Genomic DNA, 24,816 nt, shown 5'->3' on the forward strand with positions numbered 1-24,816 from the left:
TTTATTTCATCTTTTTGGGGTGGCTAGGATTCATGGGTCTGGAGATATATAGGCCGCTAGCGGCCGAAGACACGGCGCGCACCATCACCCCGGGCATTTCGGCATTCCTGCTCGTACTGTCGGTCTGGCTGGGGTTCGCGCTCTGGGCCGGATGGGACAGAGGCAGCGAACTACGCAAGATCCAGGCTGATGCCGACCGGCTTGCCTATACCCTCGGCCAGCACGTCGAGCGCACATTGATGGAGGCGGACCAACTGACCTCCCTGCTAGGCGGCGCCGTCATCGAACGGGGGCCGGACTTGCCGCTTGCCGAATGGACCCGCAACGGTCATCTCGGTGCCGAACCCTTCCTTCTAACCGCGATTCTGGATGAAAGTGGCGTCCTCAGGGCATCGACCAATCCGACATTCGAAGCGCTTGACCTAGGCGATAGCGAGCTTTTGCGCATACACGCCGACAATCCCGGGCCAACATTGTTGGTCAGCAAGCCGCTGCGGGGGCGCAGTTCAGGTCGCTGGGTAGTTCAGCTTTCCAAGGGAATCGTGGGGCCGACCGGCCGTTTCATGGGGGTCGTCGTGGTGTCGCTTGACCCACTCTCCCTGACGAGCATCTACAAGAGCATCTATTTGGGCAGCCGGGGTGCAATCGGTCTGCTGGGCACCAATGATTTCATCTACCGGGTGCGTTGGAGCGGGGCGGCTTCCGACCCTGGGCAACCGCTGCCGGCGAGCTCTGCGGCCCGGCGAGCCGTAGCTGCCGCGGCCCACGCCGAAGTGGTGGAGAAGAGCCCACTGGACGATGTCGAGCGCATTTATGGCGTACATCGGCTGTCGAGAGGAAACTTGGCGGTCGTGATCGGCTACGACCTCCATGAAGCACTATCAATGTACCGCGCCAGGCTGCTCCTCGTCGCTTGCATTGCAAGCTTCCTATCTGCGCTGATCATCTTCGTCCAGATGCGCCAGGCCAAGTCAATCGAGAGGATGGCGAAGCTGGCGGATCGCGCGGCGGTGGTCAGTCGCCGGCTACGAGAAAGGAACCAGCACCTGCATGCGCTGTTCTTTGCCTCGCCGGACGGCGTTGCCATATTCGATAAGGATCGCCACGTGGAAGACGCCAACGGCGGGCTGTGCGACGCCCTGGGCGTTTCGCCCGGGGACTTGCGCGGCGCCACGCCACAACGGTTCGTTGACCTTCTGTATCGAGGTCGACGTCCCACGCGGGACTCAGTCACCCCGTCCGAACTACTTGCAAAGATCGACTGTGCCGCAGTCTCGCACGAATTTAGCGGTGTTATCGAGTTCGATATAGCGGATTCATCCAGCTACGCCATACGTGTTGTGCATACCAGCGACGGCGCTGGCTGTGTGGTGGCTGTCTGGGACGTAAGCGAAATGCGGCGCGAGGAACGGGCCAAATCGCATTTCATTGCTACCGCAGAAGCTGAAATCAAGATACCCATCGCAAACGTCGTCGGATATGCCGACCTCCTCGCCGCCGATCTGATCCCCCCGGAAGAACGCCTTGGCATCTATCGCACGATTCGTTCACAAGCCCAGCGCATCAGCCAGTTCGTTTCGAATCACCTTCAACTGATGCGCCTGGAAACACTAGGCGCATCCGAGATGACGTTTCATCGGGTGGATCTCGCAAGGCTCGTGCGAGACGTGGCTGAGGCAGGGTTCGCGGACGATAGCCGGGTGACGCTGGAGTCAGCGAGAGAGCCTGTCTTCGTGATGGGTGACGCCGCCTCCCTCGCCAGCGTGATACGCCATTTGCTGGAGAATGCCGTGAAGTACGGGCTTGGGAGAGAGGTCAACATCTCGGTTGCTAGCGCGTTGGTCGAACGCCGCAACGCCGTGCTGAAAGTGACCGATCGAGGCATGGGGATCAAAGCTGATGAACTCAGGCTGGTGTTCGACAAATTTTTCCGACGCAAGCTGCAGCACGGGTCGGCCGGCGATGGTCTGGGCCTTGCCCTCGTGCGTGAGATTGTGCTGCTACATCGCGGCCATATTTCTCTTGAGAGCGAAGCAGGCAAGGGCACGACCGTTACGCTGCACCTTCCGGCGGTGGAATAGCTTTAGTGTGACGTGATCGGCGAGGACGTCGATAAGTGCGCTACACAATCTGACCGGAACGGAGCATGGAGCGTGAATGACGAAAGCATCATGGATGCGCAGCAGCAGCAGCAGCAACAACAACGATAACCAGCCAGCGCCACCATGCCACCAGAAAGCAATTATGATCGGTACTATGAGCGCGTGACCCGGGTCGCCGCGCGCGCGCTGAATTTACCAATATCCGTCGTATGTCTCGACAGACTGGGCCAGCCAGAAGTCATAGGCGCAAGCGGGTGCGAACGGGACGTCGTATTCCATGTGCAGACGTACTATAGCCGGACGCTCCAATGCGAGGAACCGTTCGTCGTCAGGGATGCGCTGTCCGATGCGGAGCTTGCGCAAGGACCACTGGCAACCAGCGAATTGCGGTTCCGCTTTTTCGCAGGCATTGCGCTGCGTCTGCCGTGCGGCAGACCCATCGGTATGCTATGTGTGATGCACGCGTTGCCGCGGCGCTTCAGGCGCCAGCAACGTCAGATGCTAGTAGACTTGGGGCAAATGATCGAGCACGAAGTTGGCCTGCGCAAGCTGGACAGCTCTGATCGTTTGGAGGTGCTTCACGCGATCGACCGACTTCAAGCCCAGCATGCGCTTTACGTCGAGACGTTCCATCGAACGCCGGTCGCTATCGCGCATATCGGAAGGGACTGGGAGTGGCGGCACATGAATGATGCCTGCGTGAAATTCTTCGCGCACTCGCGCGCTCCGCTGACGAAAACGAACATCCTCGATCTGCTGGATGCGAGCGACCGGACCAACCTTGAACAGGCCGTGCAGGCACTCAATCGTGGCCGCGGGGTCGAAGTCCGGACGCTCGACGTAACGTTCCGGTTGCGCAACAAGCAAAGTAAGCCAGCGCGAGTGCAGGTGGCACTGAAGCAGACGACGTCAACCCACGACGGAGGCTGGCTGTTTGTCATTCACGATACCCAGGCGGAGCAACGGGAAAAAGCCGTGCGCGATGCGCGGGAGGCTGCGTTGCATCGGGGAGCGCATGAGGCCTCGGAGGTTCTGCGCAGGGCGCGCGAGCAACTGACGACCGCCGAGCGGCAATTGGGAGACACGCGGGTAGATTTGCGCGCCATTGCTGACAATCTGCCGGTGCTGGTCGCTTACGTCGACAGTGAGCGACGTTTTCGGTTCGCCAACTCAACCTATCGCGAGTGGCTGGGGTTGGACCCGGAGGAGATCGTGGGGCGGCTCACCCATGAGGTTCTCGACGCTGACTATGCTGCTGCCATCGAGCCGTACGTCCAACGCGTGCTCAGCGGCGAAAGGGTCGAGTACGAGGTTGGAGCGACGCTTAACGGGAGTCGACGTGTCCTGCGTGGTGTGCTGGTGCCGCGTCGGGTCCACGATCAGGCGGCTGATGGATACTACCTGCTGGTGCAGGATGTGACTGAGCGAACGGCATTGCTCGATCGCCTGCGGCACCAGGCGTTCCACGACGCGCTGACCGGCCTGCCTAACAGACGCTCGTTCCTCGAGAGGCTGGATGAGGCATGCGCAGCAAGCGGCGACGGTGTGGCTGCCATCATGTTTATCGACCTGGATGGCTTCAAGGCTGTCAACGATACATACGGGCATCAGTGCGGCGACGAAGTCCTTGTTGAAGCCGCGCGCCGGATCAGCCGCTGCGTACGTGGCGGGGACCTGGTTGCGCGGCATGCAGGGGATGAGTTCACGTTGCTGCTGACCGGCCCTGCGATCGATCGTGTTGCACTGGAGAAAATTGCAAGCGCAATCCTGCGGACACTGAGCCAGCCCATCAGGTTCGGGGCAAACGTCGTCCAGTTATCGGCGAGTATCGGCGTGCTACCGCACAACCAGGCAGCGTCATTGAGCGGCGAAGCCCTGTTACGCGCCGCGGACGCCGCAATGTATCGTGCGAAAGTCGCAGGCAAGGCGCGTATTGTCGTGCACGAGCTTAACGATTCACCGGCCGGGATGCACGGTTGAGAACGAAGAACGTCGCGGATTCCGGAACATGATGCTCGTTGCGTAGGCAATGCACGAATAAGTAGCTTCACGGTAGCGCGGTCGAAATCACCAGCGAGCCATTTCGCTGACCCAAGCGCTTGCGCCTGAAAATCCAGTAGAGTAAGTAGTCGGATCGCAAGCTCGCCCCCGTACGGTGGGATCCGGCGGCGCGCGGCTTGCGACCACGTTCAAGACCGTCACCCTCGCCCCTATCCCTGCTGCCATGACCAAGCCCCCACGGTCCTCGACTGTCAAGCATCCTGTTGATCACCCTGAGTCGCCCACGCTCGCGCCACGCGGCTTCGTCCAGGTTCGCGGCGCACGGGAGCACAACCTGAAGAATGTCGACGTCGACATTCCCCGCGATGCGTTGGTGGTGTTTACCGGCGTGTCCGGTTCCGGCAAGTCGTCGCTCGCGTTCGGCACGCTTTACGCGGAAGCGCAGCGGCGTTATTTCGAGTCGGTCGCGCCCTACGCGCGGCGGCTGATCGAGCAGGTCGGCGCGCCCGACGTCGATGCGATCGAAGGCCTGCCGCCGGCGGTCGCCTTGCAGCAGCAGCGCGGCACGCCGAGCGCGCGTTCGTCAGTGGGCAGCGTGACGACGCTGTCGAGCCTCGTGCGGATGATGTACTCGCGAACCGGCAGCTACCCGCCGAAGCAGCCAATGCTGTATGCGGAGGACTTCTCGCCGAATACGGTACAGGGCGCCTGCCCGACCTGCCACGGGCTCGGCCGCGTATATAGCGTGACCGAACGCTCGCTGGTGCCCGACGACTCGCTCACGATTCGCCAGCGCGCGATCGCGGCATGGCCGCCCGCTTGGCACGGCCAGAATCTGCGCGACATACTCGTCACGCTCGGTTACGACGTCGACACGCCGTGGCGCGATCTGCCTAAGAAAGACCGCGACTGGATTCTGTTTACCGACGAACAGCCAACGGTGCCGGTCTATGCCGGCTTGACGCCGAAGGAGACGCGCGCCGCCCTCAGGCGCAAGGCAGAGCCCAGCTACCAGGGCACGTTCACCGGCGCGCGCCGGTACGTGTTGCACACCTTCGCAAATACGCAGAGCGCGTTGATGAAGAAACGCGTGTCGCAGTTCATGATCGGCGGCGAATGTCCGTCGTGTCATGGTAAGCGTCTGAAGGCGGAAGCTCTCTCGGTGACATTCGCCGGTATGGATATCGGCGAGCTGTCACAACTCCCCATCGCTCGGCTCGCCGCGTTGCTCGAACCCGTCTCGCGCGGCCAGTGGCCGTCTTCCAGCACATCTCCCGACGGCGCGATTCTCGACAGGAACAGTCGGCGCAAGGCGACCGCCGGACGTGTCGCGGCCGGCGGACAGGCTCACCAGGGGGCGCCTGACGTGCGCCGTACGCCTAACCTGTCCGACGAGAAACGTGTGGCAGCGCAGCGGCTCGCTATCGAGCTGCTCGAACGTCTGAACACCTTGATCGACCTCGGTCTTGGCTATCTTGCGCTGGACCGTGCGACACCAACGCTGTCCTCCGGAGAACTGCAACGGCTGCGGCTCGCGACGCAGTTGTCGTCACAGCTATTCGGCGTTATTTACGTGCTCGACGAGCCGTCTGCCGGACTGCATCCCGCGGACGGCGATGCGTTGCTCGAAGCTTTACAGCGCCTGAAGGCTGCGGGCAATTCGCTGTTCGTGGTCGAGCACGACATTGGCGTGATGCGGCGCGCCGACTGGCTCGTCGACGTGGGCCCGGATGCCGGCGAGGCGGGCGGACGTGTGATCTACAGCGGACCGCCCGCTGGCCTTGCAGATGTCGAAAGCTCGCGCACACGCCGCTACCTGTTTGCGCAGGGCGAGCTAGAGACGCAGGCGAGCGAGGTTGCGACCCGTGCGCGCCGCGAGCCCCGCGGCTGGCTGCGGCTCAAAGACGTGACGCGCAACAATCTGCACAATCTTGCTGCGGATTTTCCACTGGGTTGCCTGACCACGGTAACGGGCATCTCGGGATCGGGCAAGTCCAGCCTCGTGAGCCAGGCGCTGACGGAGCTTGTGGCGGAACATCTCGGGCGCGCAGCCGATCTTGCCGAAGACGACGAAGTCGACCCGCTCTTTGCCGCCCCGCCCGTCACGACCGACGGGCGGATCACAGCCGGCATGGACAAGATCAAACGTCTCGTGCGCGTCGACCAGAAGCCGATTGGCCGTACGCCGCGCTCGAATCTTGCGACCTATTGCGGTTTGTTCGACGCTGTGCGCAAGCTGTTCGCGGCGACTCCCGCTGCACGCAAGCATCGCTACAGCGCCGGCCGGTTCTCGTTCAACGTCGCGCAGGGGCGATGTCCGACGTGCGAGGGCGAAGGCTTCGTGATGGTCGAGCTGCTGTTTTTGCCCAGCGTCTACGCGCCCTGCTCGACCTGTCAGGGCAGCCGCTACAACCCGCAGACGCTCGAGATTCGCTGGCGCGAGCGCAATATTGCCGAGGTGCTGGCGATGACCGTGGACACCGCATGCGACTTCTTCGCCGACGAGGCGCAGGTGATGCGCTCACTGACTGTGCTCCGTGATATCGGCCTCGGCTATCTACGGCTTGGTCAGCCGGCCACCGAGCTCTCCGGAGGCGAAGCGCAACGCATCAAACTTGCGACCGAGCTACAGCGTGCGCAACGCGGCGATACGCTCTACATCCTCGACGAGCCGACGACCGGTCTGCATCCAGCCGACACCGATCGCCTGATGGTGCATCTGCATGGGCTCGTCGATGCCGGCAATACCGTGGTGCTGGTCGAGCACGACATGCGTGTCGCGGCGCAAAGCGACTGGATCCTCGACATCGGCCCGGGTGCGGGGGAAGGCGGCGGAAGGATCGTTGTGAGTGGCGTTCCGCAGACGGTGGCGCTCGCCGTGGACAGTCGTACCGCGAGCTATCTGCAGGCCGTGATATTTCGTTGATCTGGCGGGTCGGCGGGGCACGCCGAGAACGCTTTGCGCTTGCTCGATGGCGCGCCTGTCAAGGATGCCAGGTCGAAGGACTGACCGGCAAAGCAGCCGCAGGTCGGCGGCTCCCCGCCATCTCGTAGGAAAGCTGGTTGGCCGCGTCCATGACGGTCTGTGCCAGCGCGAGTAGTTTTTCCTCGGTCAGGCGCGAGGTAGGGCCGGAGATGCAGGCAGACCCGAGCAACTTCCAATGTAAGCCGAATACCGGGGCCGCCACGCTGGAGACTTCCGGTTCGCGCTCGCCCATGGAGAGGTGGTAGCCGCGCCGCCGGATCGATTCGTAAGGCTCCCCGGGCTCCCCGGAGAACGCCAGGATGACCCGCCCCGGTGCGCCACTGTCCAGCGGTAGCGCGGCTCCGATGCGCACGTGGTGCCGGATGGCTTGCGGGCCTTCCACGCGCACCAGGCACGTGCGCTGTTCGCCTTCGCGCACATAGAAAGAGGCGCTTTCGCCCGTCCTGATCGTCAGCTCCCGCAGCACCGGCTCCACCACCTCATACACGTTGAAAGTGGCCTGGTAGCACGCGCCCAGCCAGCCGGCGGCGCGTCCCAGGCGCCAACTGCCATCTTCCTTTTGCACAAGGTAGTTGTCTGTCGCCAGCGTACGCGCTAGGCGCAGGACCGTCGTCTTGTGGAAACCCGTGCGGCGGCTGAGTTCGGCCAGGGTGAGTTGTGCGTCACTTACGCCAAAGGCTTCCAGGACGCGCAGCGCCCGGCGTACCGCGATCACGCCGCCGCCAGCATCTTCAGCCACGTCGCCGGCGGCCAGGGGAGTCGGTGAGTCCATGGTATGGAATGGGTTGCATTAGACGAAACGATATTGTACCTGTCGCAACAAGCGACCAGAATCCGTTCCAACAAATAACGAGATTCTTCGGAGACATGCAATGAAACTGCCGTACCGCGGTCTGATGACCGCCATCCTTTGCGCCCTCGCTTTCCCGGCCCTGGCCGATACCTATCCCACCAAGCCCATTCGCGTGATCGTGCCGTTCCCGGCCGGTGGCGGCACGGACATCATTGCCCGCGAGGTGACCAACAAGGTGGCGATGGCCATGGGCTGGCGCTTCGTGGTGGACAACAAGCCGGGCTCGGGCGGTAACCTCGGCGTGGACGCCGCTGCCAAGGCCAGCGGCGATGGCTACACCATCGTGTTGGGCCAGACCAGCAACTTGGCGATCAACCCCACGCTCTACCGCAAGCTGCCCTACGACGTGGCGAAGGACCTGACTCCCGTGAGCCTGGTGGCCAGCGCACCGCTGGTGCTGGTGACCACGATGGAGTCGCCTTACAAGACGCTGGCGGATGTGGTGGCGGCCAGCAAGGCCAAGCCCGGCAACATCAATGTGGCTTCCCCCGGCAACGGCACGGTGGCGCACCTGACCAGCGAGTTGTTCCAGAAAACGGCGGGGATCAAGCTCACCCACGTGCCATACAAGGGTGCGGCCCAGGCCGTCAACGACCTGATCGGCGGCCAGGTTCAGCTCTACCTGTCGTCAGTGCCGACGCTGATCGGCCACATCCGCAACGGCAAGATGCGCCCCCTGGCCGTGACGTCGGCCAAGCGCATGCCCGACTTGCCCAATGTGCCCACCATTGCCGAATCCGGCTACAGCGGCTTCGAGGCCGTGACCTGGTTTGGATTTGTGGCGCCCGCCGCTACGCCCAAGGACATCGTGGTGCGCCTGAATACCGAGTTCAACAAGGCATTGCAGGTGCCTGACCTGAAGAAGAAGCTGAGCGATCAGGGGGCCGATGTATTGGGCGGTACGCCCGAGCAGTTCGGCGCGCTGATGAAGAAAGACACGATCCGCTGGTCGACCGCCGTCAAGGCATCTGGCGCGCAGGTGGATTGATCCTCGCTGTCCCACGCATCGCCGCCATCGCTCGCCGCCTCAACGAATCTCTCGTCCCCAACGTCCCAGGAGTCATGCCATGAGCTTGCCCAACATTATCAAATCCTTCGACCGCGTGCCCGCCGACATCGTCGCCCAGGCCGCTAAATTCCAACCGGCCATCCTGGCCGACGTGGCAGGCCGCCGTGGCGCGCTGCATGGCCGCATCCGCGCCCTGCGGCCGCACATGAAGCTGGCGGGCACCGCTTTTACTGTGGAAGTACGCCCCGGCGACAACCTGATGATCCACGCCGCGATGGCGCTGGCCCAGCCCGGCGACGTGCTGGTGATCGACGGCAAGGGTGACCAGAGCAGCGCGCTGATGGGCACCATCATGATGAATGCATGCCGCCAGCGCGGCATCGCCGGCGTGGTGATCGACGGCGCGGTGCGCGACAGCCTGGAAATCGACGAGATGGATTACCCGGTGTTCTCGGTGGGCACCAACCCCAACGGCCCGACCAAGGAAGTGGGCGGGCGCATCGGCCACCCGGTCTCGGTCGGTGGCGTCACGGTAAACCCTGGCGACTTCATCTGCGGCGACGCCGACGGCCTGGTGGTGGTCGAGCGTGAAAAGATCGCGTCGCTGCTGCCGCTCGCCGAGCACAAGGAAGCCGCGGAAGCCCGGCGCATCGCGCAGATCAAGGAAGGCAAGACCAACGCGCCGTGGCTGGTTGCCTCGCTCATCACCGCAGGCGTGTTGAAAGAAGGGGAGACGCTGTGAGCAACAAGCCAGCCATCCTCGTCACCGCAGCCGACCTCGCGCCACAAGCCGAGGCATTGCTCGGCGATTTTGAGATCGTCTACGCCGGCAAGACGCCCCAGGCCGCCGACCTTGTGGCGTTGGCTCAGCGCCACAACCCGGTCGGCATCATCGTGCGCTACGGCGCGGTGACGCCGGAAATCATGGACGCGGCGCCTGCGCTGAAGGTCATCTCCAAGCACGGGAGCGGCACCGACACCATCGACAAGGCCGCCGCGGCACAACGCGGCATCGAGGTGACAGCCGCCGTCGGTGCGAATGCCGCCGCGGTGGCCGAGCAGGCCCTGGCACTGCTGCTGGGCTGCGCCAAATCTGTGGTGCTGCTCAATGCGCGTATGCATGCCGGGCACTGGGACAAGGCCACGCACAAGAGCGTTGAGCTGGCAGGTGCCACTATCGGCCTGATTGGCCTGGGCGCCATCGGCCAGCGCTTTGCCAGGATGTGCGATGCCATGGGCATGCGCGTGATCGGCTTCGATCCGTTTGCCAAGGAACTGCCGGACTATATCGAGCCCGTGAACCTGGAAACGATCTGGAAAGCGTCGGACGTGATTTCACTGCACTGCCCGCTGACCGCCGAGAACCGGCAACTGATCAACGCGCAAACGCTGGCGCGCTGCAGGAAGGGCGTAATCCTGGTCAATACGGCGCGGGGCGGCTTGGTCGATGAACCAGCATTGCTGGCAGCCGTGCGCTCGGGCCAGGTTGCCATGGCGGGGCTGGACAGCTTCGCGGTCGAACCGATGACGGTACCGCATATCTTTCACGGCCAGCCTGGCTTTCTTCTCAGTCCGCACATTGGCGGCGTGACCAGCACCGCGTACGTGAACATGGGCGTGGCGGCGGCGCGGAACACGCTGGGTGTGCTGGCGCGTGCTGAGGCCCCGGTGCTGGCCAAAGCCGGCTAAGGCGCAACGAAACTGCCTGCAGCGCAGCCCGAAGCTGACCGGATGCGCCCAAATCGTTTGAAGTGCCTGAGGTCTTTCGCCCCCTCTCCCCACCGGGGAGAGGGGTGCTAGCCATCGTAGGGCGACGCGTGGCGTGCACACGCACACGAACGCGCGATTACCCCAAGAAAATAGTTGGAGACAAACAATGACAACCAGATCACCCTTAGTCTTGGCCCTTTGCCGCGGCGCACTGGGCGCGCTTGCGTGGATCGCCATGTCCGTGCACGCACAGACATGGCCCGCCAAGCCAGTGAGGATCATCGTGCCCTATCCCCCGGGCGGCGCCGTGGATGCTGTCACCCGCAAGATGGCGCAGCGGCTTACGGAGCAGACAGGCCGGAGTTTCTTCGTCGAGAACAAGGCGGGCGCCACCGGTACCATCGGTATCTCGCAAGTGGTGCACGCCCCGGCCGATGGTTATACGCTGCTTGCCAACGACACCACGTTCTCGCTGCTGCCGCATATCTTCAAGAAGCTGCCGTTCGACTATGCGACGGACCTGCAACCGGTGGCGGCCTTCGTGTTTGCTCCGATGGCGGTTGCGGTCAAAGCGGACAGCAAGTTCAAGACCATGGGCGATCTGGTGGCGGCCGCTCGCGCGGGCGACGGCAAGGTCAGCTATGGTTCCGGCGGCGCTGGCACCACGCCGCACTTCGCCAGCGAGGCACTGGGCATGGCGACGGGCGCTCACTTCATGCACGTGCCATTCAAGGGTGCGGGCGAGGCCACGCTGGCGCTGCTCGGCGGCACCATTGACTACCAGATCGCTTCTACGCCCGGGGTCATCGGGCAGGTCAAGGGCGGCAGCCTGCGGCTGCTGGCAGTAAGCGGCGACAAGCGTCTGCCCGCCTTGCCCAACGTGCCTACATTTGCCGAGGCGGGCGTCAAGGGCTATGGCGTGGTCAACTTCACAGGCCTCTGGGCGCCCCGCGGCACGCCGGCGGCGGTGACGGATCGCCTGCAAAAGGAAGTGGCCACTGCCATGGCGTCGCAGGACATGAAGACCTTTGCCGAAGGCATTGGCGCGGACCCAGGCTATTGGGATGCCGCGGCGTTCGCCCGGCAGCTTTCAGAACGCACGGCGTTCTGGGGCAAGATCGCTGCCAACACGGCGTTTGAAAAGCAATGAGCACCGCAATGAGCACCGGCAAGTACCGGCAACACAAGTCCGACATGCAAGTCGTGCCAGCGCATGTGCGCCTGGTCCAGCGCGAGGTGCAGGCCTACCTGGCTGCGTCAGGCACGACGCAACGGCTGCGCTCGCTGGGGCTAGAGCCCGCGGCTCTGTGTGGCGAGGGGTTTGCCGCGCGGATCGACCGCGAGGTGGCAGGATATAGCCAGATCGCCCAGGCGTTGGGTTTCACGGCTGATTGACGCAGTGCGGGCGGCTGCACCGCTAGCCAGCGGCAAATACTGACAATCCTTATCCATTCACTGCGCACAGCCAAATTGCCATGTTCCTGCTGAATACCCCGGAAGTCCGAGAGTTCGACGTGTTTACCAGCATGCCGGCGCGTTATCGCCAACGCAGGCGAACGGCCTGGGCGGATGCCAACCAGGGCGGACGCGAAATCGACTGCTTTCTGGAGGGGCCTGTATTCGACCAGGAGGGTAACCTCTATGTCGGCGATATACCCAACGGGCGCGTCTTGCGCATCGACCCGGCAGGCGAGTGGAACGTGGTGGCGCAGTGGGACGGCGAGCCCAACGGCATGAAGTTCCTCAACGCGAACGAACTGCTGGTAACGGACTACCGCCGTGGCCTGATGCTTGTCGATGTACGCGTCGGCAGTGCAAAGCCGTACCTGGACCGCCGCAACACGGAGAGCTTCAAGGGAGTCAACGACCTTACGCTGGATTCGCAGGGCAACATCTATTTCACCGACCAGGGGCAGACCGGACTGCACGACCCGACCGGACGCGTCTACCGGCTGAGCGTGGACGGGCGGCTGGAACTGCTGCTCTCCAATGTGCCCAGCCCGAACGGTATCGTGCTGTCACCCGATGAGAAATTCCTGTTCGTCGCGGTGACGCGGGGAAATTGCGTCTGGCGCATGCCCATCCTCGCCGATGGCGGCGTGTCCAAGACCGGGCAGTTCTTCACCTCCTATGGACCGAGTGGCCCTGACGGGTTGGCCATGGATGTATCGGGCCGGCTGCTGGTGGCGAACCCCGGACTGGCCTACGTGTGGGTGCTCAGCCATCGCGCTGAGCCGGTGCAGGTGCTGCGCGGCCCCGCCGGGCATTCGCTGACCAATCTCGCCTTTGGCGGCCCCGCCGGCAAGACGTTATTTGCGACAGACTCCACGGCGGGAGACATCCTGCGCATAGAGATGGATGTGGCGGGCATGCCGCTGTGGCGGCGGGACGGAGAGCCGACGCGACACAACGCTGGATGAGCCGTGCTGGCAAGATGCTGGGCATCGCGATCGGAAAAATCGTCCAGGCACCGCGGTGTTTCACGCGAGCTTGGTTCGGAGAACATTAGATGAGAGCCCTTGGCCATCCCTTCATTGCGAATGCTTGCGATTGCCATATGCACGTCTACGATAGCCGCTATCCGGCTGCAGGGACTGCAACGCTGCGACTACCAGATGCGCTCGTCCCGGACTACCGGGCGGTGCAGGGGGCGATGGGAACCACCCGAGCCGTAGTGGTCACGCCGTCCACCTATGGCACGGACAACAGGCCCACATTGGCTGCCCTGCGAGAGTTGGGCGTGGAGGCCCGTGGCGTCGCGGTGGTGGACACCTCCATTACCGAGAGTGAGCTCGAAAGCCTGCATGCATCCGGCATTCGAGGCATCAGGTTCAACCTCACGATGCCCGGTCCAGTAGACATGGAGATGCTTGCACCGCTTGCTGCGCGTGTCGCGCCTCTGGGCTGGCACATTCAACTCAATGCGCCTGCCGCGTGGTTGCCGCACATGCAACCACTGTTGAAGACCTTGCCCGCTCGCATCGTATTTGACCACTACGGGCACTTGCCATTCGGCGGGGCCGAGTTCGAACCTGCGTTCGAGGTCATTGCAAGCCTGTTGGGTGAGGGCAGGGCTTGGGTGAAGCTGTCTGGTCCTTACATTGAGTCCAGGGAAGGACCACCACTATACGGCGACGTCGCTTCGCTTGCGCGTCGCTATCTCGAATGCGCACCCGGCCAGATGGTCTGGGGATCGGACTGGCCACACCCAACAATCATTGCCAAGGGCCGCTCGCCAGCAGATGACGGCGAGCTGATGTCGCTCTTCCGGCAATGGTGTGGCGACGATGCACTGGCCAAGCAAGTTCTTGCCGATAACCCCCGAAGACTCTACGGCTTTGGCCCCTGATGCCGATGTCAGATAACAGCAATCCAAGGAGACCGTTCCAATGAAAATCAGGCAATTGTTTATCACGCTCTGCATTCCCCTGCTGGCGTGCGTCACGGCGAGTGTCTCGGCGCAGTCTGACTGGCCCAGTCGGGTGATCACTTATGTCGTGCCTTATCCGGCCGGTGGCACCACCGACATCCTGGCGCGCCTGATCGCGCAGAAGCTTGGCCAGGCGCTGCACACCACCGTGGTGGTGGAGAACCGACCCGGCGCCACTGGCGCCATCGGCTCAGCCTTCGTGGCACGCGCGCCGGCCGACGGTTACACGTTGCTGGGCGCGTCCACCGCGTCGCACGCGATCAACCCGGCGCTCAATCCGAAGTTGCCCTATGACGCCATCAAGTCCTTCGAGCCCGTGGTGATGATCGGCACTATCCCCAGCGTGCTGATCGTCGGCCCCAACAGCCCGTACCGCAACGTGCAGGCGCTGCTGGCTGCCGCCAAAGCAAAGCCCGGCGCCGTCACCTTTGCCTCGGGCGGCAGCGGCACCATCCTGCAGATGTCCGGCGAACTGCTCAAAGAGGAGCGCAAGGTTGACATGACCCACGTGCCCTACAAGGGAGACGTCCCCGCCATCCAGGATGTGATGGCCGGCCACGTGGACTTTATGTTTGCGCCCACCGCGCCCATCTTGCCGCATGTGCAGGGTGGCAAGCTGCGCGCGCTCGGCGTGGCTACCAAGGCGCGCGTGGCCAGCTTGCCGGCGGTGCCGACCATGGCCGAGGCGGGCGTGCCCGATTTCGAGGCCGAGCAGTGGCAGGCTGTGTTTGCTCCGGCCGGCACGCCGGCGACCATCGTGCAACGCCTGAACACCGAGATCAACCGTATCCTGAAGGATCCGGAAGTGGTGGCACACCTGGACAAGCTGGGCGTCAAGGTGGTCGGTGGCACCCCGCAGCAGTTGTCGGCCTTCCAGAAGGCCGACATCGCCAAGTGGGCGCGCGTGGGCAAGGCCGCGGGTGTGACGCTGGAGTAGGCAGGGTGCCCGACTTGTTTTGCGTGTTGTTGTTGACGCCTTCCCGGCGCATTAGCTCGAAGCCGGCACGATCCGGAGAGTAGCCTACCGTATCGTGCCCTTCCTGATGCCGGGCACCCGGATCAGCCGGCGGTGCCTGACACCCTGCGGATCTCCTCGGCCACGATCGCGATCAGCGCATCGGCTGCCGTGCTGAGCGGGCGCTGCGGATGGCTCACGCACACCAGGTGGCGCACGATGCGCGGCGCCAGGATGGGGTACACGCGCAGCCGGCCCTCGTCCACCGCGCGTTGCACCACGATGCGCGGCAGCACCGTGCCAAAGCGGGTGGCCTCGACGAACTGCACGATGGTGCCGAGGATGTCGATCTCGAACTTCGGCTGCAGGGTCACGTCTTCCAGTTGCGTGGCCGCATCCAGCACGCCGCGCAAGCCGTGGCGCTTGGTGGGCAGCACCAGTTCCAGCCCGGGCAGCTTGGTGAGTTCCACCGCCGCCGGCAGTTCCGGGCCATGCTCGGCGCTGGTGACCAGCACCATTTCCTCGTCGTGCAGGGATTGCACATGGAGCGAGAGCTTGCCACGGGGCTTATGCACCACGGCCGCGTCGAGCTGGCCGGCGGAGACCAGGTCGATCAGCGTGGCGCTGAATCCGTCCGCCACCGATACCTCCACATTCGGGTAGCGCGCGTTGAAGCGCACCAGCGACCCCACCAGCACGCTTTCCGTTTCCGACGCCACCATGCCGATGGAGATGTTGCCGGCCACCTGCTCCTCGCGTTGCATCAGTTGCTGCCGGGCGTTGGCGAGGTCCCGCGTGATCGGCAGGCACAGCCGGTACATCATGCGGCCGGCCGCTGTCGGCACCATCCCGTGCGGGATGCGATCGAACAGCTTCTGTCCGAACTCCTCTTCCAGCTTGGCGATCTGCATGCTGAGCGCCGGTTGCACGATATTCAGCCGCTTGGCCGCGCGCGTGACGGAGCCATCTTCGAACAGCGCAATGAAGTACTGGATCTGTTTGATGTCCATGCCAAGTGATCGATTAGGTATCAAAAAATCTGTTAGCTTGAAGTGATCGTATCAGATTTTATGTTGTCACGTTGCCGGAACGACTGGCCACTATCGGGGGAAAACCCTTATCAGCGGTGCGTCAGCAGCCCAGATGTGCCCGCTAAAGTCCACCTGGAGTGGCATCATTGGAACTGATAAGCATAATCAAAAAACAATATTAGAACTAATACCATAATCTCACTAAGCTCCTGTTCAACGTTGCATGTCCCCGGCGGATTCGCCTGTCGGGGCCGACGCGCAGAACGGAGTCAGGAATGAGACAGAACGATGCTGGCGGCATGACCGGCACGACACTGGAGACAGCGGTAGCGGGCGTTCGCCCCGTGTCGCGTTGCATCTCCCCGTGCCGGCCCGCAATCCCCGCAATCCCCGCTAACCAGATGGACCGTGCCAGTCCCGCCTCGCGGGAGGGCCGGTCATGAGCGACAAGCGCAGTCTGCCCGCCGCAGCGGCGGCCATCCACCTTGAATCCGCAGCGGCCGGCGCAGCCGCGCGCCAGCGTCACGTCGGCCGCTCGATGGAGCGGCTCGAGGACGCCGCGATCCTCACCGGCCGTGGCCGCTATGGCGACGACCTGGGCGTGAAGCCGGGCACCCTGCACGCCGCGATCGTGCGGTCCCCGCATGCGCATGCCGAACTCGGCACCATCGATGCCACCGCCGCGCTTGCCGCGCCGGGCGTGCATGCCGTGCTCACCGGCGCCGACCTGGCAGCCTGGTCGCGTCCCTTCGTGGTCGCCGTGAAGTCGCCAATGGAGCAATGGGCGCTGGCCATGGACCGCGTGCGCTATGTGGGCGAGCCGGTGGCCGTGGTAATGGCCGAGAGCCGTGCCCTGGCCGAAGACGCGCTTGACCTGGTGCGGGTGAATTACCGCGTGTTGCCGCCGGTGGTATCGATCGAGGCCGCGCTGGCCGACGATGCGCCCATCCTGCATCCCGGCGTAGGCGCCAATGTGGTGAGCGACCGCCACTTCCGCTACGGCGAGCCTGAAGCCGCCTTTGCCGCTGCGCCGCACCGGGTCACGCTGACCGCGCACTATCCGCGCAACACCTGCACGCCGATTGAATGCGGCGTGGTGATTGCCGAGTTCCTGCCCGGTGACGAAGGCTACGACGTCACCTCCAATTTCATGGGGCCGTTCTCGCTGCATGCGGTGATGGCGATGGCGCTCAAGGTGCCGGCCAACCGGCTGCGCCACAAGGCCCCGCGCGATTCCGGCGGCAGCTTTGGCGTCAAGCAGGCGGTGTTTCCTTACGCGGTGCTGATGTGCCTGGCGTCCCGCAAGGCCGGCGCGCCGGTGAAGTGGGTGGAGGACCGCCTCGAACATCTCAGCGCGGCCACCTCCGCCACCGCGCGGCTGTCCACGCTGGAAGCCGCGGTGGAGTCAGACGGCCGCATCAAAGCGCTGGCCTATGACCAGATCGAAGACTGCGGCGGCTATCTGCGCGCGCCGGAGCCCGCTACCTTCTACCGCATGCACGGCTGCCTGACTGGCGCCTACGACATCCCCAACCTGCTGGTGCGCAACCGCGTGGTGATGACCAACAAGACGCCCACCGGCCTGGTGCGGGGCTTTGGCGGCCCGCAGGTGTATTTTGCGCTGGAGCGGCTGGTGCATCGCATCGCGACACAACTCGGGCTCGATCCACTCGATGTGTATCGGCGCAACTTTGTCGCCGCCGATGCCTTTCCCTATCGCGCCGCGGCGGGCGCGTTGCTGGACTCCGGCAACTACCAGCTGGCGCTGGCGCGCACGCTGGAAGAAGGCGGCTACTACGAGCTGAAGTGCCGCCGCGATGCCGCACGCGCCGAGGGCCGGCTCTATGGCATCGGCTTTGCCGCCATCGTCGAGCCGTCGGTGTCGAACATGGGCTATATCACCACCGCCATGCCCGCCGAGGCGCGCAAGAAAGCGGGGCCGAAGAACGGCGCCATCGCCAGCGCCACGGTCAGCGTCGACCTGCTCGGCGGCGTGGTGGTCACCATTGCCTCGACGCCGGCCGGGCAGGGCCATATGACAGTGTGCGCGCAGGTGGTGGCCGATGTGCTCGGCGTGAATCCGGCCGACGTGGTCGTGAACGTCGAGTTCGATACGCACAAGGATGCATGGTCGGTCGCCGCCGGCAACTACTCCAGCCGTTTCGCCGGCGCCGTGGCCGGCACCGTGCACCTGGCCGCCGAGCGGGTGCGCGACAAGTTGGCGCGCATCGTGGCGCCGCAGTTCGGCTGCACGCCCGCCGAGGTGGTGTTCGACGACGGCCGCATTGCCCGTAAAGGCGCGCCCGAATCCGGCCTGCCCTTCACGCGCGTGGCCAGCAATGCGCCGCACTGGTCACCGCAGCAGCTGCCGGCGGGAGAAGAGCCGGGCCTGCGCGAGACGGTGTTCTGGTCGCCGCCCAACCTGGAAGCGCCGGATGAGAACGACCGCATCAACACCTCGGCCGCCTACGGCTTCGCCTTCGATATGTGCGGCGTAGAGATCGACCGCGCCACGGGGCGCGTGCGCATCGACCGCTACGTGACCGCGCACGACGCCGGCACGCTGCTCAACCCGGCGCTGGCCGATGGCCAGATCCGTGGTGCCTTCGCCCAAGGGCTGGGCGCGGCGCTGATGGAAGAGTTCCGCTATGGCGCCGACGGCAGCTTCCAGTCCGGCACGCTGGCCGACTACCTGATGCCGACCACCTGCGAGGTGCCGGACCCGGTGATCGTGCACCTGGAGACGCCCAGCCCCTTCACGCCGCTCGGCGCCAAGGGCCTGGGCGAGGGCAACAACATGAGCACGCCGCCCTGCATCGCCAACGCGGTGGCCGACGCGCTAGGCGAGCAGGACATCCGCCTGCCGCTGACCCCGGCCAAGGTGATGGCCATGGTGGGCTTCGACGATCCGCCACCGTCGCGCCCCGAGCTGCTCGAAGCGATGCGCGAGGCCGCCGCGCCAGCGGCCCGCAAGGGCAGCGGCAAGGCGCTCACCGCGCGCGGCTCGGTGGATCTGGATGCCACGCCCGAAGCCATCTTCGCCGTGCTGGTGGACCCGCAGGCGCTGGCCAAGGTGGTGCCCGGCTGCCACGCGCTGGAGCGCACCGCCGAGAACCACTACCGCGCCGACGTGACGGTGGGGGTTGGCATGATCAAGGCCCGCTTCGAGGCGGAGATCGCACTGTCGGACCTCGATCCCCCGCGCCGGCTGCGGCTGGCAGGCGCAGGCATGTCCTCGCTGGGCAGTGCGCGCGGCGCCGGCCTGGTGGAGTTGGTCCCGCATGGCAGCGGCACGCGCCTGAGTTACGACTACGAGGCCGAGGTATCCGGCAAGGTCGCTGCCGTGGGCGGCCGCATGCTGGAGGGCGCCGCCAAGGTGGTGCTGCGCCAGTTGTTTGAATCGCTCGGCCGCCAGGCCGCCGGCAAGCCGGTACGGCCGCAAGGCTGGCTTGCCCGCCTGCTGGCCCGCTTGGGAGTACGCCGATGAAACCATCCGCTTTCGATTACCTGCGCGCCGAAACCACGCAGCACGCGCTCGATGCGCTGGCTCGTGGCGGCGAGGGCGCGCGCGTGCTGGCCGGTGGCCAGTCGCTGATGGCGGTGCTCAATATGCGCCTGGCGCAGCCGCAACTGCTGATCGATATCTCGCGCACCGCCGAGCTGAACACGGTGCGGGTGGAAGACGCTCACATGGTGGTGGGTGCCGCGGCCACGCAGGGCAGCGTCGAATGGCGCCGCTCGCTGGCCGACGAGGTGCCGCTGCTGGCCATGGCCTTTCCGCATATCTCGCATTTTCAGATCCGCAATCGCGGCACCGTGTGCGGCTCGGTCGCCCATGCCGACCCGAGCGCGGAATTGCCCCTGGTGCTGACCGCGCTGGGCGGCGAGGTGATGCTGCGTTCAGCCCGCCGCCGCCGCGTGCTGCCGGCGGCCAGCTTCTTCCAGGGCATGTTGATGACGGCGCGCGAGCCCGACGAGCTGGTGGAGGCGGTGCGCTTTCCGCTGCGGCGCCCCGGCGCGCGCTACGGCTTTGCCGAGTTCTCCGCACGCCATGGCGATTTTGCGCTGGTGGCCTGCGCGGCCACCGTGACCGATGACGCCATCGCGCTGGCGGTTGGCGGCGTGGCGGACCGGCCGGTGCTGGAAACCTGGCCGCGCCTGCAGGGCAAGGACCTGGAGCAGGCCATCAACGATTTCAGTTGGAAACTGGGCGCGCAGGACGACGCCCATATCAGCGCGCAGTACCGCCGGCACCTGGTGCGGCAACTGGGCATGCGTGTGATCGAGGAGGCAAAATGAGCAAGACCACCAAGGGCGCCGAATCCGGCAAGCCCGCCCAGGTGATGCAGCGCCAGGAGCAACGCCGCATCACCCTGACCCTGAACGGCCGCGAACGCAGCGGCTACTGCGAGCCGCGCGAGCTGCTGTCGGACTTCCTGCGCCACGAGCTCGGCGCCACTGGCACCCATGTGGGTTGCGAGCATGGCGTCTGCGGCGCATGCACGGTACGCGTCGACGGCGTTGCCGCGCGCTCGTGCCTGATGCTGGCCGTGCAGGCCGAGGACCGCGCCATCGATACCGTCGAAGGGCTGGCGCCGGCCGAGGGACTGGGCGATCTGCAAGAAGCTTTCCGCCGCCACCACGCACTGCAGTGCGGATTCTGCACGGCCGGCATCCTGATGTCGTGCGCGGACTACCTGGAGCGTGTGCCGGAACCCAGCGAAGCGCAGGTGCGCGACATGCTGTCAGGCCACCTGTGCCGCTGTACGGGCTACACCCCCATCGTGGCCGCCGTGCTCGACGTAGCCGCGATCCGTGCACGGGCTCGTCATGCTGCTGCCTGCGTAGATACCCAGGAGGCCTGCGATGCTTGATCTTGGCCGCACCTTCTTGCAAAGCGTGGAGCGCAGCCCGCACGCGCCCGCCATTGTCGACGGCGACCTGATGCTTACCTATGCGCAATGGTACGAGCGCATCCGGTGCGTGGCGTGTGGCCTGCGCGAGATCGGCCTGGCGCCGGGCGATCGCCTGCTGGCCGTGCTGCAAAACCGCTGGGAAATGGCCACGCTGCACTGGGCCTGCCAGTTCGCCGGCATCGTGATGGTGCCGCTGAACTGGCGCGCCAAGCCGGAGGAGCTCGATTACTGCGTGCAGGATGCCGGCGTCAGGGCGCTGGTGTTCGAGCCGGTCAGCGCCGATGCGGTGCTGGGCAGCCTCGCGGCCCAGGCCGTGCCCTGCATTGCGCTGGACTGCGCGGCTGGCGGCTCGATGTCCTTCGCTTCGCTGCTGGACAGCGTTGCGCTGCATGGCGGCCCGGTGGCCGAAGCGGGTGATGTCTCGCTGATGCTCTACACCTCGGGCACCACCGGCAAGCCCAAGGGCGTGCCGCGCCGCCACCAGCAGGAGCGCGCCGCGGCGCTGGCGCACGTGGCGCAGAACCTGTATCGCCATGGTGAGCGCACCCTTGGCGTGATGCCGCTCTACCACACCATGGGCGTGCGCTCGCTGCTGGCAATGGCGCTGGTGGATGGCCTGTTCGTCTGCGTGCGGCGCTGGAACGCCGGGCAGGCGCTCAAGGAGATCGCCACTCACCGGATCACCTGCCTGTACCTGGTGCCGACGCTGTACCACGACCTGCTGGCCGATCCGGGATTCGATCCCCCGGCGATCCGCACCGTGACCAAGCTCGGCTTTGCCGGTGCCTCAATGAGCGACGGCCTGCTGCGCCGCCTCGCGCAGGCCTTCGAGCCGGAGCTGTTCGTGAACCACTACGGCTCGTCGGAGGTGTACACCTTCAGCGTGGACCAGCGTGCCACCCGCAAGCCCGGCAGCGCCGGGCGCGCCGGCATCAATACGCGCCTGCGCGTGGTGCGCCTGGATGCCCGCTCACCCGACGATCTGGCGGCTACCGGCGAGGAAGGCCAGATCATCGCCGACCTGCGCGGCGACGAGGCCTTCGAGGGCTACTGGAACCGCGACGACGCCAACGCCAAATCGCTGCGCGATGGCTGGTACTTCACCGGCGACACCGGCTACTTCGATGCCGAGGGCGATCTCTTCGTCAGCGGCCGGGTGGACGACATGATCATCAGCGGCGGCGAGAACATCTCCCCGGTCGATATCGAATCGGTGCTGTCGCTGCATCCGGCGGTAGATGAGGTGGCGGTGGCCGGCGTGCCGGATCCGCGCTGGGGCCAGAAGGTGGTGGCTTTCGTCAAGCCGCGCGGCCACATCGACGCGCAAGCCCTGGATACCTACTGCCGCGGCTCTGACCTGGTCAATTTCAAGCGCCCGCGCGACTACGTCTTCGTGGAGGAGATTCCCAAGTCGCCGGTTGGCAAGATCCTGCGGCGCAAGTTGTCCGCCGGCGAATACGCGCTGGCCCCGCATTCCATGAGCCCCGACCCTAATACCAACCCCAACCCCAACCCCAACCAGGCTGCGGACGCCGCGCCTGTCGATACCATCAAGGAGTAAGACATGACCCAGGCAATCGAGATGATCCATCCCGACCAGCAGCGGCTCCAGCAACTCGACGGCTTCTCCGTGGAGATCGATGCCGGGCGCGAGCGTGCGGACATCATCCTGCACCGTCCACCCTACAACGTGATCGCCATGGCAGCGCGCGACCAGTTGCGCGCCGTCATTGAAGCGCTGGATGCCGACGATCGCGTGCGCGTGATCGTGCTGCGTTCGCAAGGCGAGCATTTTTCCAGCGGCGGCGATATCAAGGGATTCCTGGAGGCGTCGCCCGAGCATGTCTCGCAACTGGCCTGGAACGTGGCGGCACCGGCGCGCTGCAGCAAGCCGGTGATTGCCGCCAACCGCGGCTACTGCTTTGGCGTGGGCTTCGAGCTGTCGCTGGCGTGCGACTTCCGCATCGCCACCGAGACCACGCAGTACGCGCTGCCGGAACAGAAGCTCGGCCAGATCCCCGGCTCGGGCGGCTCGGCGCGCCTGCAGAAGATGGTGGGCATCGGCCGCACCAAGGACATCGTGATGCGCTCGCGCCGCATCTCGGGCAAGCAGGCTTATGAGTGGGGCATCGCCGTGGAATGCGTGGCAGACGCCGAGCTGGAAGCCGCCACCGATGCGCTGGTCGACGAGCTGCGCGGCTTCTCGCCGCTGGCGCAGCGCACCGCCAAGAAGCTGCTCAACGACACCGAGGACGCGCCGCTGTCGATCGCCATCGAGCTGGAAGGGCATTGCTATAGCCGCCTGCGCAGCTCGGACGATTTCCGCGAAGGCGTGGAAGCCTTCCACGGCAAGCGCAAGCCGGCGTTCCGCGGCAGCTGATGGAAATCGCGGGCGCGCCGGCAAGGCACCGCCCGCGCGTCATAGCTGCCGTAATGATCCAAGCAGAGATCCAAATCAAAGGAGACAACAATGGAAGCCGTAGCAAAGAAGAGTGCAGCGACGATCAGCGAGGCGCTGCCAGCGGCGAGCAATCGCCAGGTGTTTGGTGCCGTGGCGGCGTCCTGCATGGGATGGGCGCTGGACCTGTTCGACCTGTTCATCCTGCTGTTCGTGGCGCCCGTGATCGGCAGGCTGTTTTTCCCGTCGGAGCACGCGATGCTGTCGCTGGCGGCGGTGTATGCGTCGTTTGCCGTGACGCTGCTGATGCGGCCGCTCGGCTCGGCGATCTTCGGCTCCTATGCCGACCGCCACGGCCGCAAGGGGGCGATGGTTGTTGCCGTCACTGGTGTTGGCTTGTCCACGGCGGCGTTCGGCCTGCTGCCTACGGTGGGTCAGGTGGGGCTGCTTGCGCCAGCCTTGTTTATCCTGCTGCGGCTGGTGCAGGGTATCTTCGTTGGTGGCGTGGTGGCATCCACCCACACCATCGGTACCGAATCGGTGCCCCCATCCTGGCGCGGCGCCGTCTCCGGGCTGGTCGGTGGCGGTGGCGCGGGTCTCGGGGCACTGCTGGCTTCCATTACTTACATGGCGATGACCGCGCTGTTTCCGGGGGAAGCGTTCGATGCCTGGGGTTGGCGCTGCATGTTCTTCTCCGGCGTCATCAGCTCGTTGCTCGGCCTGTTCATCTTCAACTCGCTGGAGGAGTCTCCGCTGTGGAAGCAGTTGCAGGCGGCCAAGGGGCATGCCGCGCCGGTTGAGAACCCGCTGCGCGTGATCTTCTCCCGCCAGTACCGTGGCGTCCTCTTCGTCAACATCCTGCTCACCGTGGGCGGTGGCAGCGCCTACTACCTGACCTCCGGCTATCTGCCGACCTTCCTCAAGGTGGTGGTGAAGGCATCGGCTGGCGAGTCTGCCGCCATCCTGATGGCCAGCAGTTTGGGTGTGATCGTGGCATCGATTCTTGCCGGCCACCTCAGTACGATGATCGGCCGCAAGCGAGCCTTCCTGTTGATCGGCGCGCTGAACGTGGTGGTGCTGCCGTTGCTCTACCAGTGGATGCCGGCGGCGCCGGACACCACCACGCTCGGCCTGTATGCCGTGGTGCTGTCCATGCTGGGCTGCAGCGGCTTCGCCCCGATCCTCATTTTCCTGAACGAACGGTTCCCCACCAGCATCCGTGCCACGGGGACCGGCCTGTCATGGAATATCGGATTTGCCGTCGGTGGCATGATGCCGACGTTTGCTTCGCTGTGCGCCAGCACCCCGGCCGAACTGCCCATGGTGCTGGGCATCTTCCTGGCGGTTGTCACCATCATCTACCTGGTGGGTGCGTTCATCGTTCCGGAGACGGCAGGGCGCCTTGGCGACAATGGAGCGTAGAGA

At 65.0% G+C, this 24,816-nt stretch carries 19 protein-coding genes; 17 read left to right on the forward strand and 2 right to left on the reverse strand.

Translation table 11 applies throughout. From position 1 onward, the window contains the following. Positions 1 to 32 precede the first annotated feature (32 nt). The 3 genes from AC1RQC_RS34825 to AC1RQC_RS34835 all read left to right on the forward strand — a co-directional run bounded on the left by AC1RQC_RS34825 (position 33) and on the right by AC1RQC_RS34835 (position 7,029). Complete coding sequence (locus AC1RQC_RS34825; RefSeq protein ID WP_492886046.1) at positions 33 to 2,081, forward strand: ATP-binding protein; 2,049 nt, start codon at positions 33 to 35, stop codon at positions 2,079 to 2,081. A gap of 144 nt (positions 2,082 to 2,225) precedes the next feature. After that, positions 2,226 to 4,082, forward strand: a complete 1,857-nt coding sequence (locus AC1RQC_RS34830) for a diguanylate cyclase domain-containing protein (protein WP_492375374.1) — start codon at positions 2,226 to 2,228, stop codon at positions 4,080 to 4,082. 244 nt (positions 4,083 to 4,326) lie between these two features. After that, the gene (locus AC1RQC_RS34835; RefSeq protein WP_492886048.1) at positions 4,327 to 7,029 is read left to right on the forward strand and encodes an excinuclease ABC subunit UvrA; all 2,703 of its coding nucleotides are present in this window, start codon (positions 4,327 to 4,329) and stop codon (positions 7,027 to 7,029) included. Positions 7,030 to 7,087: 58 nt separating this feature from the next. On the opposite strand, the gene AC1RQC_RS34840 is transcribed toward AC1RQC_RS34835, so the two are convergent. Then, positions 7,088 to 7,861 carry an IclR family transcriptional regulator gene (locus AC1RQC_RS34840; protein WP_492886050.1) on the reverse strand — a complete coding sequence of 258 codons (774 nt, stop codon included), beginning with the start codon at positions 7,859 to 7,861 and terminating at the stop codon, positions 7,088 to 7,090. Positions 7,862 to 7,961: 100 nt separating this feature from the next. Between AC1RQC_RS34840 and AC1RQC_RS34845 the strand changes: the two genes are divergently transcribed. From AC1RQC_RS34845 to AC1RQC_RS34880, 8 genes are all read left to right on the forward strand, one after another. After that, on the forward strand, positions 7,962 to 8,930 hold the full coding sequence (locus tag AC1RQC_RS34845) for a Bug family tripartite tricarboxylate transporter substrate binding protein (RefSeq protein WP_492886052.1): 969 nt from the start codon (positions 7,962 to 7,964) through the stop codon (positions 8,928 to 8,930). A gap of 79 nt (positions 8,931 to 9,009) precedes the next feature. Continuing rightward, the gene (locus tag AC1RQC_RS34850) at positions 9,010 to 9,693 is read left to right on the forward strand and encodes an RraA family protein (protein ID WP_416053202.1); all 684 of its coding nucleotides are present in this window, start codon (positions 9,010 to 9,012) and stop codon (positions 9,691 to 9,693) included. Then, positions 9,690 to 10,640, forward strand: coding sequence for an NAD(P)-dependent oxidoreductase (locus AC1RQC_RS34855; protein WP_492812511.1), 951 nt, complete (start codon positions 9,690 to 9,692; stop codon positions 10,638 to 10,640). Before AC1RQC_RS34850 ends, AC1RQC_RS34855 begins: the two co-directional genes overlap by 4 nt. Before the next feature lie 256 nt (positions 10,641 to 10,896). Then, positions 10,897 to 11,811 (forward strand): Bug family tripartite tricarboxylate transporter substrate binding protein, encoded by a 915-nt coding sequence (locus AC1RQC_RS34860; protein ID WP_253931491.1) that lies wholly within the window; start codon positions 10,897 to 10,899, stop codon positions 11,809 to 11,811. Next, positions 11,808 to 12,056 carry a hypothetical protein gene (locus AC1RQC_RS34865; protein ID WP_492812509.1) on the forward strand — a complete coding sequence of 83 codons (249 nt, stop codon included), beginning with the start codon at positions 11,808 to 11,810 and terminating at the stop codon, positions 12,054 to 12,056. The genes AC1RQC_RS34860 and AC1RQC_RS34865 overlap by 4 nt, the downstream gene beginning before the upstream one ends. A gap of 80 nt (positions 12,057 to 12,136) precedes the next feature. After that, positions 12,137 to 13,081, forward strand: coding sequence for an SMP-30/gluconolactonase/LRE family protein (locus AC1RQC_RS34870; RefSeq protein WP_492886054.1), 945 nt, complete (start codon positions 12,137 to 12,139; stop codon positions 13,079 to 13,081). Between the two features lie 89 nt (positions 13,082 to 13,170). Further along, positions 13,171 to 14,010, forward strand: a complete 840-nt coding sequence (locus AC1RQC_RS34875) for an amidohydrolase family protein (RefSeq protein WP_492886056.1) — start codon at positions 13,171 to 13,173, stop codon at positions 14,008 to 14,010. Positions 14,011 to 14,050: 40 nt separating this feature from the next. Further along, the gene (locus AC1RQC_RS34880) at positions 14,051 to 15,028 is read left to right on the forward strand and encodes a Bug family tripartite tricarboxylate transporter substrate binding protein (RefSeq protein ID WP_492886058.1); all 978 of its coding nucleotides are present in this window, start codon (positions 14,051 to 14,053) and stop codon (positions 15,026 to 15,028) included. 122 nt (positions 15,029 to 15,150) lie between these two features. Here AC1RQC_RS34880 and AC1RQC_RS34885 read toward each other — a convergent pair whose 3' ends face one another. Next, positions 15,151 to 16,056, reverse strand: a complete 906-nt coding sequence (locus tag AC1RQC_RS34885) for a LysR family transcriptional regulator (protein WP_492375365.1) — start codon at positions 16,054 to 16,056, stop codon at positions 15,151 to 15,153. A 460-nt stretch (positions 16,057 to 16,516) separates the two neighbouring features. Here AC1RQC_RS34885 and AC1RQC_RS34890 point away from each other — a divergent pair, with 460 nt between their 5' ends. From AC1RQC_RS34890 to AC1RQC_RS34915, 6 genes are all read left to right on the forward strand, one after another. Continuing rightward, on the forward strand, positions 16,517 to 19,564 hold the full coding sequence (locus AC1RQC_RS34890; RefSeq protein ID WP_492886060.1) for a xanthine dehydrogenase family protein molybdopterin-binding subunit: 3,048 nt from the start codon (positions 16,517 to 16,519) through the stop codon (positions 19,562 to 19,564). After that, the gene (locus tag AC1RQC_RS34895; RefSeq protein ID WP_492886062.1) at positions 19,561 to 20,376 is read left to right on the forward strand and encodes an FAD binding domain-containing protein; all 816 of its coding nucleotides are present in this window, start codon (positions 19,561 to 19,563) and stop codon (positions 20,374 to 20,376) included. Before AC1RQC_RS34890 ends, AC1RQC_RS34895 begins: the two co-directional genes overlap by 4 nt. Further along, positions 20,373 to 20,951, forward strand: a complete 579-nt coding sequence (locus AC1RQC_RS34900; protein ID WP_492886064.1) for a (2Fe-2S)-binding protein — start codon at positions 20,373 to 20,375, stop codon at positions 20,949 to 20,951. Before AC1RQC_RS34895 ends, AC1RQC_RS34900 begins: the two co-directional genes overlap by 4 nt. Further along, entirely contained in the window at positions 20,944 to 22,554 is a 1,611-nt protein-coding gene (locus AC1RQC_RS34905) for an AMP-binding protein (protein ID WP_492886066.1), read from the forward strand. The genes AC1RQC_RS34900 and AC1RQC_RS34905 overlap by 8 nt, the downstream gene beginning before the upstream one ends. A gap of 3 nt (positions 22,555 to 22,557) precedes the next feature. Continuing rightward, positions 22,558 to 23,373: an enoyl-CoA hydratase/isomerase family protein gene (locus AC1RQC_RS34910; protein ID WP_316157643.1), complete on the forward strand. Its 816-nt coding sequence runs from the start codon at positions 22,558 to 22,560 to the stop codon at positions 23,371 to 23,373. 90 nt (positions 23,374 to 23,463) lie between these two features. Next, positions 23,464 to 24,813, forward strand: coding sequence for an MFS transporter (locus tag AC1RQC_RS34915; RefSeq protein WP_492886068.1), 1,350 nt, complete (start codon positions 23,464 to 23,466; stop codon positions 24,811 to 24,813). The last annotated feature ends 3 nt before the right edge of the window (positions 24,814 to 24,816 follow it).

The organism is Cupriavidus sp. GW822-FHT03E04 (genome assembly GCF_058801495.1).

Coding starts and splice junctions, on each gene's coding strand:
- AC1RQC_RS34825 (WP_492886046.1), top strand. CDS start 33: ATGGGTCTGGAGATATATAGGCCGCTAGCGGCCGAAGACACGGCGCGC.
- AC1RQC_RS34830 (WP_492375374.1), top strand. CDS start 2,226: ATGCCACCAGAAAGCAATTATGATCGGTACTATGAGCGCGTGACCCGG.
- AC1RQC_RS34835 (WP_492886048.1), top strand. CDS start 4,327: ATGACCAAGCCCCCACGGTCCTCGACTGTCAAGCATCCTGTTGATCAC.
- AC1RQC_RS34840 (WP_492886050.1), bottom strand. CDS start 7,861: ATGGACTCACCGACTCCCCTGGCCGCCGGCGACGTGGCTGAAGATGCT.
- AC1RQC_RS34845 (WP_492886052.1), top strand. CDS start 7,962: ATGAAACTGCCGTACCGCGGTCTGATGACCGCCATCCTTTGCGCCCTC.
- AC1RQC_RS34850 (WP_416053202.1), top strand. CDS start 9,010: ATGAGCTTGCCCAACATTATCAAATCCTTCGACCGCGTGCCCGCCGAC.
- AC1RQC_RS34860 (WP_253931491.1), top strand. CDS start 10,897: ATGTCCGTGCACGCACAGACATGGCCCGCCAAGCCAGTGAGGATCATC.
- AC1RQC_RS34865 (WP_492812509.1), top strand. CDS start 11,808: ATGAGCACCGCAATGAGCACCGGCAAGTACCGGCAACACAAGTCCGAC.
- AC1RQC_RS34870 (WP_492886054.1), top strand. CDS start 12,137: ATGTTCCTGCTGAATACCCCGGAAGTCCGAGAGTTCGACGTGTTTACC.
- AC1RQC_RS34875 (WP_492886056.1), top strand. CDS start 13,171: ATGAGAGCCCTTGGCCATCCCTTCATTGCGAATGCTTGCGATTGCCAT.
- AC1RQC_RS34880 (WP_492886058.1), top strand. CDS start 14,051: ATGAAAATCAGGCAATTGTTTATCACGCTCTGCATTCCCCTGCTGGCG.
- AC1RQC_RS34885 (WP_492375365.1), bottom strand. CDS start 16,056: ATGGACATCAAACAGATCCAGTACTTCATTGCGCTGTTCGAAGATGGC.
- AC1RQC_RS34890 (WP_492886060.1), top strand. CDS start 16,517: ATGAGCGACAAGCGCAGTCTGCCCGCCGCAGCGGCGGCCATCCACCTT.
- AC1RQC_RS34895 (WP_492886062.1), top strand. CDS start 19,561: ATGAAACCATCCGCTTTCGATTACCTGCGCGCCGAAACCACGCAGCAC.
- AC1RQC_RS34900 (WP_492886064.1), top strand. CDS start 20,373: ATGAGCAAGACCACCAAGGGCGCCGAATCCGGCAAGCCCGCCCAGGTG.
- AC1RQC_RS34905 (WP_492886066.1), top strand. CDS start 20,944: ATGCTTGATCTTGGCCGCACCTTCTTGCAAAGCGTGGAGCGCAGCCCG.
- AC1RQC_RS34910 (WP_316157643.1), top strand. CDS start 22,558: ATGACCCAGGCAATCGAGATGATCCATCCCGACCAGCAGCGGCTCCAG.
- AC1RQC_RS34915 (WP_492886068.1), top strand. CDS start 23,464: ATGGAAGCCGTAGCAAAGAAGAGTGCAGCGACGATCAGCGAGGCGCTG.